This is a genomic window from Pseudomonas sp. HK3, from assembly GCF_052920985.1.
This window is the reverse complement of record NZ_JBREXD010000001.1, coordinates 864979-881017: the sequence shown is the minus strand read 5'-3', so window position 1 is coordinate 881017 and position 16039 is coordinate 864979. Positions and strand designations below refer to the sequence as shown.

Below are 16039 nucleotides of genomic sequence, written 5' to 3'. Positions count from 1 at the left end.
ACCATAAAAAAAGCGGCCAATCTAAATAGATAGCCGCATTTTTTTGTTTTCTGCTGCACCCTTTAACCGTGTTCTTTAATCGTACTCTTACAAAAAAACACACATTATCTAAGTACTCACTTTAAACCTCACCTCCTTCTGCAATCAAAAATGGCTGCCATGTTTGATTGGTGTATTGCTTAACATCCATTGTTTGGGTGTCCAACTGTAAAATAAACAACCAGTTATTATTAACCAAACTTTGAATGCTTTCATTGGCGTTAATGATTTTTTCAATTTCATTACACGGCGCAGCAATAAACACACTCAAACGCAAAGGCTGATGCATCCATTTTTCGCCATTATGAATGGACTGCTTAGACAAGCCAATTCTGAGATCACCACCATTGCCTTCGAACACACCGATATTACCGCCCACCACATTATGCAATACTTTGTTACCACTGCCGTATTTGGCATTATCCATCACCGATGCGTTGTATTGCATGTTGATCCAATTGGTTACTATCATGGGTGCGGTCATAATGCTGCTAAGAACATTAAAGTTTTCATCTTGGCTCGCATTGTAATCATGCAAGAATGCGCGCCCTTCTAAATTTAATCCCGCTGTGAGCGAGCGCGGTGCAATAATAAAAGATGCATTATTGGCAAGCCCCCACTCTGGGCGAACCTGTGACCAGTCTTGACTACGTGCACGAATTTTAGCGGATAATTCAGCGTCATTAGCAGATAACCCTAAGTTGGTAGCGCGTTCTTTTTGCGTAATCTGTTGCGCATTATCTAACCAAGATAACAATTCATCCTCGATGGAGGCGTCACTCACCACCCGCATGTCGTCAGTTGTTGTGTTATGAACCACTGGCAAAAATACTGTGCTGTCAGGAATGTTAATACCGTCTTTTTTAAGTGCGGCACGAATGCTTTCGTCATTGGCCAGCTGACAAAATATGCGAACGTTCAGTTCACCACTTTGACCACCACATGCACCACAATTCAAGCTGTGCTGGTGTGGATTATTCACCCCTTGGCTTTCATGGCCCACCATTAATACTTTGGGTGCAAAGGCTTGAGTTAAACCTATGCCTTTTAATGCATTGGCAATAAGCGTGCATTTTTGCGCAAGCGTTACAGGACGGTGCCCTTGCTTTAAAGACCAATAAGGCGACGACTGAAACTCGCCTTTATCTTTTTCTTTTTTCTTAGAAAAGAGTGTATTTTTTAATAATTTATAACCGTAAAACAAACCACTTGCCTCAACCATACTAAAGGTTGCACTGGGCTGTTGCGACCAGTTTTGCAAACGCGCAGTGCGATTAAACGCCTTTGCATTTTCGGCTTGCTTAACATCGATATTATAAGCCTCTTCTTCTGCATTAAACGGGGCTTGAATTAACCCAGGCAATTGTGGACGCGTCGCATCACTGCCCTGCTGTGAATAGCTTATGGGCATACCAAAAAAACCTGCAAACCCAAAAGTTTGTATCGATGGGCTTTGCGACTCAAAGGCACGCCTCATGACTTCAGAGCGCACATCAATACAAAATACGGCTTGTACTTTAATATCATGTTGCACAACGTCATGCTGTAATGTGGCTTGCAACCCTTTAACGACGGAGCTTTGATACGCTATTTCCATGGCTTTTTGCCAAACCCAGAGTGATTCTTGCACTTCTTTATGTTGATCAATAACTCGTGGCAACTGTACTTTTTCTTGAGTCCATTGATAGCTCAATCGACGACTGTCTTCGGTAGACTGATCATTATAATAACGCCATAAAACCAGCTCCCATGCTAAGCGAATGGCTAAAAAGTTAAACAGTGTGGCGTCTTTTTTATGGTTTTCTTGATGAAAATTTTGAAACGCCACCCATGATGCCCAGCCATTTACTTCGAGCAATAACGACTGTAAATACAGCTCAATAGTATCGTCATCGATGCCAAGTTCGTCTATGGCTTGCGCAAATAAACCGTCTTGATCATTGGGCAAGTTCAAAAAATATTGATTTAACTTAGGCTCACCCATTAAAATAGCAATGCCTTTATCACGTTGAATGATATTGAGCCAAGTTTGATAAAAACCAGCTTGGTGTGTGTCATGAATCGGCTTTAGTGGACCATCATATTGAAAATAAGCTGCACAAAATTGACTAATTTGATGGGTTATTTCATCACGCCATGCCACTTTGTTTTTTCTTTCGCTATCCAGTAAATCGCTAACGTTATGCCAATGGCTTAGGTTGCTCTGCTTATTTATCACACTCAATACATTTTTATTCATGTATTTTAAGCCCAAGCTTTGGGCCGCTAACTTTAAGTGATCCTCAGTAATCGTCCCGTTTTGAAATTGTGCCATGTAATAACTTACAGGCATTAATGTATTAATTTTTCCAAGTGCCGACAATTTAACCGATACATTTTCAAACGATTCATTACGCATATTCCAAAAAGGGTTCACTGCAATATTTTGATCCAATGGCCAGCTCGGCGCGACGTTTGAGCACGCATTATTAATGGCTTGTTCTTGAAACGCCGTTAATACTTTATTTATCGATTGCGGTGCGTTCATAATAAGCTCTCCTTATTAACTGGCTTCATTTTTTTTGCATTCATGCGCACAGGCAACAATTTAGGCCATATGGCTAATGTGGTACGGGTGCTCCATTCATCGATATACAAACCCGCGAACAAGACTAAATTAAATTTTTGCACCCATAGGCGATGCAACTGATAGCGCTGAAGGTAACTGCCAATAAACAAGGCAACAAACAACAAACTGACCCAAGCATCGGCCCAAACATTGTAGGTATGCTGTGACGGCTGAAGTAATGTGTGCGACGCACTTTTTAAGGTGATATACAGCCCCACAATAACAGCGGCTAACAGCATGTGAGGCACAAAATTAATGGCCGTGTGCGTGCTGCTTCGTTGTGCGAGTAACATCACAAGAGCCAGTCCCAGCAATAACCAAGGGCTTACAATGCCATCAAAAATATTAAACACGGATGTTGCTACGTACGCCGATCCGCCAACAATAATGGCCGCAGCCACAAGTGAAGATAACCACTGCGAAATTCTAGGTGGGCATTCAATCGCTGAGCGCGCCATCATGTGATACGTAATCGCATTACCGGCATTTAAAAATGCGTGGGCTTTGTAAAATGAATGAGCAACCAAGTGAAGTAACGCAAGCTCATATAAACCAAGGGCACACTCTATTAACATTAAGCCTATTTGCGCACTGGTTGACCACGCTAAGCGAACCTTAACACTCACACGAGTTGTCATAACAAGTGCGGCAATAAGTGTCGATAAACCCGCAACCACCAACACTAGCCATTGTGCCATGCTCGACAAACCGAATAACGGAGCAAAGCTAATTAACATAAAGCCACCCATGTTGATCACTCCACCATGCAGGGCCGCCGATATCGGTGTAGGCGCTTCGACCACCTGTATAAGCCAACCGTGTGCTGGCAACTGAGCGCTTTTAATAATCACGGCTAACGCAATTAAACAAACGGCTAGGTTTTCTTGACCGTTGAGTGCCAGCGTCGTGGTTGAATAGTGGCCCATTAAATCGCTGATAACCCAAGTGCCGTTTTGTATATACAAAAGCACAAACGCTGAAAATAAACTCAGCTCAGCTAAACGGGCGTAAATGAATTTTTTGTGGGCAGCAAGCGCTGCTCTTGGACGCTCAGGATAAAACAGAAGTAACTGGTGCATGGCTAGACTGACGGTCATCCAAGCGGCCATTAACACTAGTAGATGGTTACTCACGATCACAATTGATGCTCCCGCAAAGGTGAGTTGCAATAAACCCGCAAATTTTTGCTGTCTGGGCTCACCTGCCATGTAGTTTTCACTAAAACGTAAAACAACAAACGCTATCAACGAAACCGCCACTAAGACCACAGCACTCACATTCGTCAGGTTCACCCAATCTAAAAACGCGCCGTAAGGCCCCTGAATTAAAGTAAGCACTAATAAAAGTACGCTCGCAATCAAGGCTATAAAACTGGTCAAGTGCGCATGTCGCCACACATTATTTGGCTTTGCGATTAATGAAAGTGTCATACCAAGTAAGAGGATAAGCGGAATAGACATACCCAACATAAGCGGTATGTATTGAGAGATCTGCATGGTTTGTCCCTTCTCTTAGATTTTCCTTAGTATGGGTTTGACAGGACAAACAAGTAAAATAGATATAAAGTAACAATTCATTCTATTTAAGTGAACGAAAATGAGCCGCTTAAACTACCATCACCTTTATTATTTTTGGCAGGTGGCCACCCATGGCAACCTAACCCAAGTGGCAAAAACGCTGCATGTTTCACAAAGTGCGCTGTCATCGCAGATCAAGCAACTTGAGGACAACATGGGGGCCAGCTTATTTGAACGGCGTGCGCGTAAACTGCTGCTGACCGATGCCGGCCAGCAGGTTTTGGCTTACGCACAAGATATTTTTACCAAAGGTGAAGAGCTTGAATCCCTTATGCGCAGAGGCGTAGAGCCCGAATATCAACACATTCGCATTGGTATTTTATCAACCATGTCGCGAAATTTTATTGAGGGCTTTATTAAACCGATCCTGCTAGATGATCAAAAAAAGGTACGCTTTAGCCTGCATTCACGTGACATGTCTAACTTACTCAACGGCCTAGCCAAACATGAATTTGATTTAATCTTAACCAATACACAGGTGATCAATACCGAAAACGATGGAACCCCTTGGCAAAGCCAGCTTATTGCCCGTCAGCCACTGGCCATTGTTGGCCCTACTCTTCAAAAACCTAATACTGATTTTCCACTTAACTATGACCAATTTCGTTGGGTATTACCGGGTGAAAAGAGTGAAATTCGCCGAGGATTTGATAGTTTTTGCAGCCAATATCAGTTTAAACCCAATATTTTAGCCGAAGCCGATGACATGGCCATGATGCGATTACTGGCACGTGATTGTGGCGCACTCGCCGTTCTACCTGAGGTCGTGGTAAAAGACGAAATTGAACAAGGCTTACTGACTCGCTATATGCCGCTACCCAAAATTTATGAAAACTTTTACGGTATTACGGTTAAGCGACAATTCACATCAAGCTGGGTTAAAACATTATTTGCGCACTCGCAAAAAATCTAGGCTAACCACCAATAAAAAACAAAAAAGCCAGTCAATGACTGGCTTTTTATGTGTTTTATATATGGCTAGGTTTATTGATTAAGCTTCTTCATAAATCGAATAAAACTTTTTCGCAGTTCCGATGGTTTCCCATGTGCCTTGATAACCCGCTGGCACGACAAACGCATCGCCGGCATTGATTTCTTCTGCATTACCGTGTGCGTCGGTCAATATGGCTTTGCCTTCGATCATGTAGCAAAATTCATCTTCTGTGTAATTTAAATTCCACTTGCCAGTGGTTGACTCCCATACACCGCAAAAGAAATTTTCTTTGGTGTTGGTAAATACGTTATTTAATCGCTCTAAGGGCGCACCTTTTATTAAGCGCTCTTTTGCAACAGGAGTTTGTTCTTGCCCGTCTAATGAAGGGCTTACACGCAATAATTTAACAGCCGACATATTATCTACTCACACATTATTGATTAATAATTTTCATCTTTCAGATACACTTTAAGCAGCATTTTCACCATGAGATTAAGGTCATTTAAACTGCGCTTAGCTCGCTCACCTTTTTGATTTACGACCACTAAAAATAAGCTATGAGTGGATTCCAAATACACGCGAGCAAGACGCTCTCGCTCTTTTAAGTGATGATTAATACCCATGCGCTTAAACACATTGGCCATTTTTTTGATCACTAATTCATCATGCTGGGCATCTAACTGGCGTAGCTCCGGCACTGAAAACATGGCTTGTACCAAGGTTAAAATCGCTTTTTGTTTTTTGTAAACCTTAAGGTTTGTACTCAGCAACTTACTGATCAGTTCATCAAAGTCCATGGTTTCAATAGGCCATGCTTCAAATTCATTCAACACGCTTTCGACTTCGTCTAACCAGCGTGTGGCCATGGCATATAATATTGCATGCTTATTTGGAAAATAATGATAAAGCGAGCCAATGGAAATACCCACTTCTTTGGCAATTAAGATTGTATTTAAATCATCCAACCCAACACGCTCTAATAATTCACCCGTCACATCAATAATTTGCTTAGAGCGTAATTTCGAACGCCCTTGTACAGGCGCATTCCTTGGCGCCACGTCTTTGGTTTGCTCTGTATTGGTGGTGCTAGGTGACACTTTTTTACTTAAGTTGGTCATATCATCCCATAAACCATTAAAATCGTACTGACGTCATATAATCAGTAAACATCTCAAACCATTAAAAGAAACGGTCACGCATTGCGTAGTACAGCATACCCGCTACCAATCCCGGAAAACGCAATAACGTACCACCGGGGAACGTCGGTGTTGGCACTGATGCAAATATATCGAATTTTTCAGCACTGCCACTCACCGCTTGCGCCATAATTTTACCACCAAGTGTCGCCAGTGCCACACCATGACCAGAATAACCTTGCGCCGCAAAAACGTTGTCTTCTAAGCGATTAAAATAAGGCATACGGTTTAGTGTAATGGCAAGCGTGCCACCCCAACCATAATCAATCTTCACATCGGCTAATTCCGGATAAAATTCAAGCATGTATTTGCGAACAAAATTAGGAATGTCATTAGGGAATTTGGTTGTGTAGTTTTCGCCACCGCCCCACAACAAGCGATTATCACCCGATAATTTAAAATAATTAATAACAAACTTTGAATCCGCCACCGCCACATCATCACGGTTAATTTTACGGCACAACTCATCAGATAATGGCTCTGTAGCGATAATAAAATTATTTATCGGCATGATTTTGCCTGCTATCTTCGGTTCTAACTTCCCTAAATAGCCATTGCATGCCAGTAAAATATACTTGGTTTTGACCGTACCAGCGCCTGTTTTAACATACGCGCCATTGCCGCCTTTATAATCAGTCACACGGCTATTTTCGTAGATCGTTACACCAGCATCGATGGCAGCTTTTGCCAAGCCCAATGCGTAATTAAGTGGATGCAGGTGTGCTGCATCCTTGGCATATTCGCCTCCGAAATACCGATCCGTCCCAAGCATGGCTTGCACTTCAGACTGATTAAGGTAATCAACTCCATCATAACCCAACACGTTACGCTTATACTCAACGCCTTCTTTAATGTGCTTTTCATGGCGAGACTTAGCGGCTACATGTAAAATACCGGCTTTCAAGTCACAGTCGATACTGTGCTTGGCAATCAGTTCTTTTACTAACTCAACCGACTCAACCGACATATCCCAAAGCATATCCGCCATAGGCTTGCCTACTTTTTTGATGAGTTCATCGTGGTCCATGTTTTGCCCAGGTGCAACCTGACCGCCATTACGCCCAGAAGCCCCCCAACCCACTTTTTCGGCTTCTAGTACGCTTACACTGTACCCCATTTGGGCTAAGTGCAACGCAGCAGACAAGCCCGTAAAACCGGCACCAATAATACAAATATCAGCCTGAGTTTCACCTTCAAGCTTTGGTAAATTAAAGTGTTGATTGGCTGTGGCCGAGTAATAGGATTCTACATATGACATGTGCACCTCCGTCAATTATCAAGCGCTAAAACGGCGCAGTTGATCTGCATAAAACCGAATAATACTTCTAATTTGGTTTTCTAACAAGTACACAACTTTTTCATATTAAGCGTGTCTATTTGTTGCTTTTTAGAAGTCTTTAAAATAGGCTGTAATTCGAATAATAATTCGGTTTATAAATTTACATGCTTGATTCAAATACCCCTTATGAGGTATATGAATTCAAATAATTATAAGAGTATTGTTTTAATCAAATTAGTTATCTATTGTAGCTCTATTTATAGTGACACGATTTGCTAATTAAGTGATTTCGTCAATACTACTAAGCAGTCAATACAGACCAAGAAGGTGATTTATGGAAGCCGTTGCTAGGTTTCTTAAAGAAAATGGCATTACCGAGGTAGAATCAACTCTGCCAGACATGACAGGTAATGCACGTGGTAAATTCTACCCAACTAAAAAATTCCTGAGTGAGAAAGGCGGTCGCATTCCAGAGACCCTATTGGTCCAAACCGTAACCGGTGACTGGGCCAGTAACCACGACGATATTGTCGATCCCACAGATAAAGACATGTTCCTAGTGCCTGACCCAAATACATTAAGGGTTGTACCTTGGGCAGATGAGCCAACCGCACAAGTCATCAACGACTGTTACACCAATAAAGGTGAGCTTCACCCTCTTTCTAGCCGCTCGGTTTTGCGCCGAGTGCTTGCTCTGTATGAAAAAGAAGGATTACAACCGGTTATTGCACCAGAAGTAGAATTCTATTTAATTCAGCCTAATCACGACCCTGATTATGAAATAAAACCCGCTACAGGCCGCTCTGGCCGTGCAGAAAACGCACGTCAGTCTTACAGTATTGATGCCGTTAATGAATTCAACCCGGTTATAGATACCTTGTATTCATACTGCCATGCGCAAGGTTTAGATGTAGACACCCTGATCCATGAGTCAGGTGCGGCACAAATGGAAATTAACTTTTTACACGGTGACGCCTTAAGTCTCGCCGACCAAGTGTTCGTATTCAAGCGCACATTACGTGAAACGGCATTAAAGCATGGTATTTACTCTACGTTTATGGCCAAGCCTATGCAAAAAGAGCCGGGCAGCTCTATGCATATTCACCAAAGCCTATTAGATGTGAAAACCGGTAATAATATCTTCGCTAACGAAGATGGTAGCTACAGCGATGTTTTCATGAACTACATTGGTGGCTTACAAAAATACACGGGCAGTGCCATTAGTTTCTTTGCACCGAATGTGAATTCATACCGTCGATTTGCACCTGAAATCGCAGCGCCGATTAACATGAACTGGGGCATCGATAACCGTACAGCGGGCCTTCGTGTACCTGAAGCCGAAGCCGAAGCCACACGCATTGAAAATCGCTTTCCTGGTGCCGACAGTAATCCGTATCTTGCCATTGCAGCAAGCCTAGCCTGTGGTTACCTTGGTATGAAAGAAAAACTAAAACCAACTGCGCCTACATCAACATCACCTGATGATGAAGTTGAGATTGCACGTACACTGGAAGAAGGTTTACGTATGCTTGAGGATTGCCCTGAGCTAACCGACATCATGGGTAAATCTTTCGTCGATGCCTATATTGGTGTTAAGCGTAAAGAATTCGAAACATTTAATGAAGTAATCAGTTCATGGGAACGTGAATTCTTACTTTTAAATGTTTAATTAATCAAAATGGCCTCGTGAAATAATAATAAAAATCGAATAATAATATAAAACACACAACCAAGAGGTAGACTCGATGAAAGCATACACTTTGCCGCACGTTAAAAAGACGGCAGCCGCACTCGCGTTAGGTTTAGCCACCAGTTTTTCTGCTTACGCAGAAAACGTATTAAACTTTTATAACTGGTCTGACTACATCGCTGAAAACACCATTGCTGACTCTTGAAAAAAAGACAGGTATCAAGGTGGTCGCCGATGTTTTCGACAGTAACGAAGTATTAGAAGCGAAAATGCTAGCCGGTAACTCGGGCTATGACATCGTAGTGCCTTCTGCTACGTTCATGGCTCGCCAAATTCAGGCTGGTGTATTCCAACCTTTAGATCGTACTAAATTGTCGAACTATAAGGGCTTAGATAAAGGTCTAATGAAAACGCTATCTGGGCTAGACGCAGGTAATAAATACGGCATCCCTTATTTATGGGGCACAACAGGCATTGGCTACAATGTTAAGCTTGTTGAAAAAGCACTCGGTAAAGACGCTCCCGTTAATAGCTGGGACTTGGTATTTAAACCAGAGAATCTTGCCAAGCTAAAAGGCTGTGGTGTATCGGTGCTAGATAGCGCGGATGAGATTTTGCCGCTTGCCTTACATTATGTAGGCATGGATCCTGGTTCTAAAAATCCTGCTGACTATAAAGATAGTAAGGCGACGCAACTCTTAAAAGCCATTCGCCCTTCTATTACTCAGTTCCATTCTTCGCAATACATTAGTAATTTAGCCAACGGTGACATCTGTGTCGCAATTGGCTGGTCTGGTGATATTTTGCAAGCAATGGATCGTGCAGATGAAGCTGAAAATGGTGTTGAAATAGCGTATACGATTCCAGTTGAAGGCACATCAGTATGGTTTGATATGCTAACCATACCAAAAGAAGCAAAAAATGCTGATAATGCTTACAAGTTCATTAACTACTTATTAGACCCTAAAGTGATGGCGGATATTTCAAACTATGTTTGGTATCCAAATGGTGTACCAGCGTCTAAAGCGCTTTTAGATGAAGAAATCTCGTCTAACCCGAGCATTTACCCAAGCGAAGAGGTACAAGCTAAGCTATTCCCACTTACGGTTCACGGACCTAAGATTAGCAAACTACAAACTCGTTTTTGGGCGAACTTAAAAGCGGGACGCTAACAAGCACATAACCAAGTTAACCTCTAAAACCAATTGAGCAATCAATTGGTTTTTTTATGCCCGTGATAAACATAATGTAAACAATACGGCCAAATAAACATTTCAACCAAACGTTTAAATTAATCAAATAACTTAATCTGTAAATAACAGACATAAAAAAGAGCAACCTAGGCTGCTCTTTTTTTCACCAAACAACAACGAAATTATTCTTCGTTATAGGCCTCAACTTGTACTTTTAATTTTTGACCGGGTCTAAACGTCACCACACAACGGGCAGAAATCGGAATCTCTTCACCGGTTTTAGGGTTACGCCCAGGACGCTGGCGTTTTTCTCTTAAATCAAAATTTCCAAATCCAGAAAGCTTAACTTGTTCTTTCTCGGTCAAACAAGTACGAATCTCTTCAAAAAAGACATCTACCATTTCTTTGGCTTCGCGCTTATTTATTCCAAGTTCGTCAAATAGCTTCTCTGCCATATCAGCCTTGGTGATCGCGGTCATGTTAACCTCGTAGTTGGGCACCTAATCCTTCAGCCAGTTTAGCGACGATTTTGTCAACCGAACTGGTTATTTCTTCATCATTAAGAGTGCGTGAAGGATCTTGCCACGTCAAGCCTAAAGCAAGACTTTTTCTACCATTTTCAATACCTTGGCCGCGATACACGTCAAAAAGTGTGACATTTGTCAGGCTTTCACCTGCTTGTTCGCCAATGATTTGCTCCACTTGAGACCAATGAACGTCTTCTTCTACTATGAAGGCCAAATCACGACTTACCTCAGGGAATTTAGAAACGGACGCAAATTGTGGTAGTTGTCCCAACGTCACGTCATTCAATAACAGCTCAAATACGAACAATGGCGTTTTAATGCCCAGTTGCTTTTGCAATACCGGATGCAAAGCACCTAATAGACCAACCTGCTTATCACCTTTAAAAACAGCCGCGCACTGACCTGGGTGCAGCGCTGGATGCTCCCCTGCAGTAAAACGATACTCAGTATCACCATTGATGCTTAGCATGGCTTCTAAATCCCCTTTAAGGTCATAGAAATCCACTTTCTCAGAGCCATTTGACCAACCCATAGAAAAGCGACTACCACAAACCAAGCCCGCTAACATTGGCTCTTGGGTAAGTTCGTCGCCGCTTGGTACAAAGCGCAAACCGGTTTCGAATAAACGTACATCGGATTGCTGACGTTTAAGATTGTGCTCAGCGGCTTTGATTAAGCCTACCCACAAAGTAGAGCGCATCACCGCCATATCGGCTGAAATTGGGTTCGCCAATGTCAAACCATCCACTTGCGGATCAACCAACTTTTGCACTTTAGGGTCAACGAAGCTGTAAGTAATCGCCTCTTGATAACCACGGCTCACCCAAAACTGCTTAAGGGTGTTAATCGGGGTAATCACTTCAGGCTCACTTTGCAGATCCAGAGCTGCCATCGGCGTGGTAACTGGCAGGTTGTTGTAGCCGTGAATACGAGCAATTTCTTCAATCAAGTCCGCTTCAATGCTGATATCAAAGCGATAGCTTGGCACATTCACTGTCCAGCCAGTTGTATTGGCTGTTACTGTCATACCTAAACGAGTCAGCATGGTTTCGATTTCTGTCGCTGGTAATTCCAATGCCAATACATCAACCACTCGTTGCGCGCGTAGTTCAACCGTTGCCTCAACTGGCATGGCTGCTTCATCTTCAGTATTCACAACAGGACCCGCTTGGCCGCCACAAATTTCAACGATTAGCTGAGTTGCACGCTCCATGGCGTCATTTTGTAAACGGTAATCCACACCACGCTCAAAACGGTGAGAGGAATCGGTATGCAAACCATAATTACGCGCTTTACCAGCAATGACGATCGGATCGAAGTAAGCCACCTCTAAGAAAACGTCTTTGGTTTCAGTATTCACACCAGAATGCTCGCCGCCCATAACACCCGCAATAGCCAATGCTTTTGAGTTATCGGCAATTACCAAGGTGTCGCTGCTTAATTCAATTTCTTGACCATCTAACAATGTAAGCTTTTCTTTATCGGCCGCCATGCGAACATTTATGCCGCCATCGATTTTAGCCAAATCGAATGCATGCATTGGTTGGCCTAGCTCTAAAAGAACATAGTTGGTGACATCCACAATCGGATCAATTGAGCGAACACCACTGCGACGCAGTTTTTCAACCATCCATAATGGTGTCGTCGCCGTTACATCAACCCCTTTTACAACACGACCCACATACTTAGGGCACGCTTGTGATGCAGATAAAATAACCGGTAGCGTATCGTTAATTTGCGCGGCCATTACTTCAATGTTGAATGGCTTAACATCCACATTGTTTAATGTGCCCACTTCACGTGCTAAACCTTTAACACTTAAACAGTCTGCACGGTTTGGGGTTAAATCCACTTCGATGATGGCATCATCAAGATTTAAGTATTCGCGAACGTCTTGACCAACCGGCGCATCCGCTGCCAACTCCATCAAGCCATCAGACTGTTCTGACATACCCAGTTCGGCTTCAGCGCATAACATGCCGTGGCTTTCTACGCCGCGTAATTTGGCTTTCTTAATTTTGAAACCTTTACCATCTGGCGTTGGCAATACTGCACCAATTTTTGCCATTGGTACTTTTAAGCCTTCACGTACATTCGGTGCTCCGCACACTATTTGGAATGTATCCGCGCCATCGGTTACTTGGCATAATCTTAATTTGTCTGCATCAGGGTGTTGTTCACATTTCACCACTTGCGCAACTACAATACCACTGAACTCACCCGCCACTGGATCGACAGCATCTACTTCTAGACCCGCCATGGTCACTTGCTCAACAAGTTCGTCGGTGGTTAGGTTTGGACTAACCCATTCTCTTAACCAACTTTCACTGAATTTCATAATTATGTTTCCTGAATTCTTTAAAATTTGTCGCGCGCAAGTAGCATGCCCCATGAGAGAAGCGAATGCTTTGGGTGCGCCATCCCACAAGTACCACCTAAATCAAAACATGTGGGAGGTCGCTTGCGGGCGATAAAAACAAGTATTAATTAAACTGTTCTAAGAATTTCACATCGTTTTCAAAGAACAAACGCAAATCGTTCACGCCATAACGCAACATAGCTAGGCGCTCTACCCCTAGACCGAAGGCAAAGCCCATGTATTGCTCAGGATCCACACCACTGGCTTGCAACACATTTGGATGCACCATGCCGCAACCACCTACCTCTAACCAACCCGTTTTACTTGATGCCCATTGAATATCAAACTCAGCGGAAGGCTCAGTGAATGGGAAATAAGATGGACGAAAACGCACACTTAAGTTGTCATCTTCAAAGAAGGTACGCAAAAATTGTTCTACCGTGCCTTTTAGATCCGCAAAGCTTACTTTTTTATCAACCAATAAACCTTCTACCTGATGAAACATAGGCGTATGTGTTTGGTCTGAATCACAACGATAAACACGACCCGGACAGATAATACGAATAGGCGGCTCTTGTACTTCCATCGTACGAATTTGCACAGGCGAAGTATGGGTACGCAGTAATTGCTGCGCATCAAAATAAAAGGTGTCATGCATAGCGCGAGCAGGATGGTGCGCAGGAATATTCAGCGCATCGAAGTTATGGAAATTGTCTTCCACTTCTGGGCCCACCGCGACATTATAGCCCGCGTGTTTAAAGAAGTTTTCAATACGCTGCAAGGTACGTGTAACAGGATGCAGGCCACCAGCTTGCTGACCACGACCCGGTAGTGTGACATCAATGCTTTCAGACTTGAGCTTTTCAGCAAGTGCCGCACTTTCTAATTCCGCTTTTTTAGCCCGAATAGCGTCTTCTACTTGCTGCTTGGCTTCGTTAATCTTCGCGCCAGCTGCTGGGCGCTCTTCATTACTTAATTTACCAAGCGTTTTAAGCTGCGCCGTTAGCACACCCTTTTTGCCTAGGTAGTCGACACGCACTTGATCTAGCGCTTGCACGTCTTGCGCTTGCTCTACTTTTGCCAGTGCTTCGGTTACCAAATTCTGTAGGTTTTCCAATTTTCCTGCTCCAAAAAGCACCTTCACAGATGCTGTTCATTTAGGCCTAAGCCACTGCCACACAATGACAATATTGAGGGCGATACAGATAAAACATTTGAGACGGGTGACACATAAGCCAAAACACGGCTTAGCTCTCGCCCTGCATTGTCATTGTTTTATTTTTCAATTTTTTAAACAAAAATAGGGAAAGTGCCTATGGCGCTTCCCCTATTCGAGACAAGACAATTTAAACATTAAATTTCTTGTAACTGTCGATCTTTAAAAGGTCGAACTGTCAGCTGGTGCTTACAGAGAGGCTTTAGCTTTTTCAACTAATGCCGCAAAAGCGCCTTTTTCATTAACGGCTAAATCAGCTAACACCTTACGATCGATCTCGATAGAGGCATTTTTCAGACCGTTAATAAAGCGGCTGTAAGACAAACCGTTGATACGTGCACCAGCATTGATACGCGCAATCCATAGAGCACGGAATTGACGTTTACGCTGACGACGGTCACGGTAAGCATATTGACCAGCTTTGATAACCGCTTGCTTAGCTACGCGGAATACACGAGAACGTGCACCGTAATAACCTTTAGCTTGCTTTAAAACTTTTTTATGACGACGGCGTGCTACCACACCACGTTTTACACGAGCCATATTGAACTCCTCTTAACCAAATAAATTATTAAACGCCAGGTAGCATACGCTTGATTAGCGGTACATCAGATGCGTGTACTTGCAACTGAGAACGTAACTGACGCTTACGCTTGGTGCTTTTTTTGGTCAAGATGTGTGCACGGTGTGCTTGACGGTGTTTGAAGCCGTTACCAGTCTTTTTGAAGCGCTTTGCAGCACCACTATGACTTTTAATTTTGTTAGACATGCTAATAAAATCTCATCCGCATTGGTTAATAACAGCAGCAGGTGGTCGTTGACTTAGTTGCCTATGACAACGACGCTCGTTACAGACCTAACTACTTCTTTTTAATGGGTGCTAACACCATGGTTAGCTGACGACCTTCCATCTTAGGACGCAGTTCTACGTTAGCGATTTCGCTGAGATCTTCTTCAACGCGCTTAAGTAGTTGCATGCCCAATTCTTGGTGAGCCATCTCACGACCGCGAAAACGTAACGTAATCTTGGTCTTGTCCCCATGCTCAAGAAACTTAGTCAGGTTGCGAATTTTCACCTGATAGTCTCCATCTTCAGTACCAGGACGGAATTTAATTTCCTTAACCTGGGTTTGAACTTGCTTTTTCTTTGCAGCGGCTTTTTGCTTTTTCTCTTCGTAGAGTTTTTTGCCAAAATCCATGATCTTACATACGATCGGATCACCATCTGCAATTTGTACTAAATCGAGTACGGCTTCTTGAGCAAGCTTCAGGGCTTCATCCATAGGCACTACGCCCAGTTGTTCCCCGTCAGCACTAATTAGTCGGCATTCCCGAGCTTTAATGTTTTCGTTTATAGATGCCTTTTCAGGACGAGCTCGGCTATTTCTATTATCGCGTCTAATTGTTATTACTCCGTTTTA

Annotated in this window: 13 protein-coding genes and 1 pseudogene; 3 read left to right on the top strand and 11 right to left on the bottom strand. The window is 43.0% G+C overall.

The features are described 5' to 3' along the window. Positions 1–121: 121 nt before the first annotated feature. On the bottom strand, positions 122–2566 hold the full coding sequence (locus ACU6U9_RS04220) for a YbcC family protein (RefSeq protein WP_446733813.1): 2445 nt from the start codon (positions 2564–2566) through the stop codon (positions 122–124). Next, positions 2563–4143, bottom strand: a complete 1581-nt coding sequence (locus ACU6U9_RS04215; RefSeq protein WP_446733812.1) for an NADH-quinone oxidoreductase subunit L — start codon at positions 4141–4143, stop codon at positions 2563–2565. The genes ACU6U9_RS04220 and ACU6U9_RS04215 overlap by 4 nt, the downstream gene beginning before the upstream one ends. A gap of 100 nt (positions 4144–4243) precedes the next feature. Here ACU6U9_RS04215 and ACU6U9_RS04210 point away from each other — a divergent pair, with 100 nt between their 5' ends. Further along, complete coding sequence (locus ACU6U9_RS04210; protein WP_446733811.1) at positions 4244–5137, top strand: LysR family transcriptional regulator; 894 nt, start codon at positions 4244–4246, stop codon at positions 5135–5137. A 78-nt stretch (positions 5138–5215) separates the two neighbouring features. On the opposite strand, the gene ACU6U9_RS04205 is transcribed toward ACU6U9_RS04210, so the two are convergent. The 3 genes from ACU6U9_RS04205 to ACU6U9_RS04195 form a co-directional block, all read right to left on the bottom strand. Then, a complete protein-coding gene (locus ACU6U9_RS04205; protein WP_446733810.1) occupies positions 5216–5575 on the bottom strand; it encodes a cupin domain-containing protein in 360 nt (119 codons plus the stop codon). A 23-nt stretch (positions 5576–5598) separates the two neighbouring features. Continuing rightward, entirely contained in the window at positions 5599–6276 is a 678-nt protein-coding gene (locus ACU6U9_RS04200) for a TetR/AcrR family transcriptional regulator (RefSeq protein WP_446733809.1), read from the bottom strand. Between the two features lie 61 nt (positions 6277–6337). After that, positions 6338–7612, bottom strand: coding sequence for an NAD(P)/FAD-dependent oxidoreductase (locus ACU6U9_RS04195; protein ID WP_446733808.1), 1275 nt, complete (start codon positions 7610–7612; stop codon positions 6338–6340). Between the two features lie 355 nt (positions 7613–7967). Between ACU6U9_RS04195 and ACU6U9_RS04190 the strand changes: the two genes are divergently transcribed. Further along, complete coding sequence (locus ACU6U9_RS04190; RefSeq protein ID WP_446733807.1) at positions 7968–9302, top strand: glutamine synthetase family protein; 1335 nt, start codon at positions 7968–7970, stop codon at positions 9300–9302. Positions 9303–9378: 76 nt separating this feature from the next. After that, a pseudogene (locus tag ACU6U9_RS04185) lies at positions 9379–10495 on the top strand (extracellular solute-binding protein). A 203-nt stretch (positions 10496–10698) separates the two neighbouring features. Here the strand turns inward: ACU6U9_RS04185 and ihfA are convergent. The 6 genes from ihfA to infC form a co-directional block, all read right to left on the bottom strand. Continuing rightward, a complete protein-coding gene (ihfA, locus tag ACU6U9_RS04180) occupies positions 10699–10995 on the bottom strand; it encodes an integration host factor subunit alpha (protein ID WP_283786854.1) in 297 nt (98 codons plus the stop codon). Position 10996: 1 nt separating this feature from the next. Next, entirely contained in the window at positions 10997–13381 is a 2385-nt protein-coding gene (gene pheT / locus ACU6U9_RS04175) for a phenylalanine--tRNA ligase subunit beta (protein WP_446733806.1), read from the bottom strand. Positions 13382–13526: 145 nt separating this feature from the next. Next, positions 13527–14519, bottom strand: coding sequence for a phenylalanine--tRNA ligase subunit alpha (gene pheS, locus ACU6U9_RS04170; protein ID WP_446733805.1), 993 nt, complete (start codon positions 14517–14519; stop codon positions 13527–13529). Between the two features lie 288 nt (positions 14520–14807). Further along, positions 14808–15161, bottom strand: a complete 354-nt coding sequence (gene rplT, locus ACU6U9_RS04165) for a 50S ribosomal protein L20 (RefSeq protein ID WP_283786860.1) — start codon at positions 15159–15161, stop codon at positions 14808–14810. Positions 15162–15189: 28 nt separating this feature from the next. Further along, positions 15190–15387 carry a 50S ribosomal protein L35 gene (gene rpmI, locus ACU6U9_RS04160; RefSeq protein WP_283786862.1) on the bottom strand — a complete coding sequence of 66 codons (198 nt, stop codon included), beginning with the start codon at positions 15385–15387 and terminating at the stop codon, positions 15190–15192. Positions 15388–15478: 91 nt separating this feature from the next. Continuing rightward, a complete protein-coding gene (infC, locus tag ACU6U9_RS04155; protein WP_446735053.1) occupies positions 15479–16027 on the bottom strand; it encodes a translation initiation factor IF-3 in 549 nt (182 codons plus the stop codon). Positions 16028–16039 lie beyond the last annotated feature (12 nt).

Coding starts and splice junctions, on each gene's coding strand:
- ACU6U9_RS04195 (WP_446733808.1), bottom strand. CDS start 7,612: ATGTCATATGTAGAATCCTATTACTCGGCCACAGCCAATCAACACTTT.
- ihfA (WP_283786854.1), bottom strand. CDS start 10,995: ATGACCGCGATCACCAAGGCTGATATGGCAGAGAAGCTATTTGACGAA.
- ACU6U9_RS04220 (WP_446733813.1), bottom strand. CDS start 2,566: ATGAACGCACCGCAATCGATAAATAAAGTATTAACGGCGTTTCAAGAA.
- ACU6U9_RS04190 (WP_446733807.1), top strand. CDS start 7,968: ATGGAAGCCGTTGCTAGGTTTCTTAAAGAAAATGGCATTACCGAGGTA.
- rplT (WP_283786860.1), bottom strand. CDS start 15,161: ATGGCTCGTGTAAAACGTGGTGTGGTAGCACGCCGTCGTCATAAAAAA.
- ACU6U9_RS04215 (WP_446733812.1), bottom strand. CDS start 4,143: ATGCAGATCTCTCAATACATACCGCTTATGTTGGGTATGTCTATTCCG.
- pheT (WP_446733806.1), bottom strand. CDS start 13,381: ATGAAATTCAGTGAAAGTTGGTTAAGAGAATGGGTTAGTCCAAACCTA.
- ACU6U9_RS04210 (WP_446733811.1), top strand. CDS start 4,244: ATGAGCCGCTTAAACTACCATCACCTTTATTATTTTTGGCAGGTGGCC.
- rpmI (WP_283786862.1), bottom strand. CDS start 15,387: ATGTCTAACAAAATTAAAAGTCATAGTGGTGCTGCAAAGCGCTTCAAA.
- ACU6U9_RS04200 (WP_446733809.1), bottom strand. CDS start 6,276: ATGACCAACTTAAGTAAAAAAGTGTCACCTAGCACCACCAATACAGAG.
- ACU6U9_RS04205 (WP_446733810.1), bottom strand. CDS start 5,575: ATGTCGGCTGTTAAATTATTGCGTGTAAGCCCTTCATTAGACGGGCAA.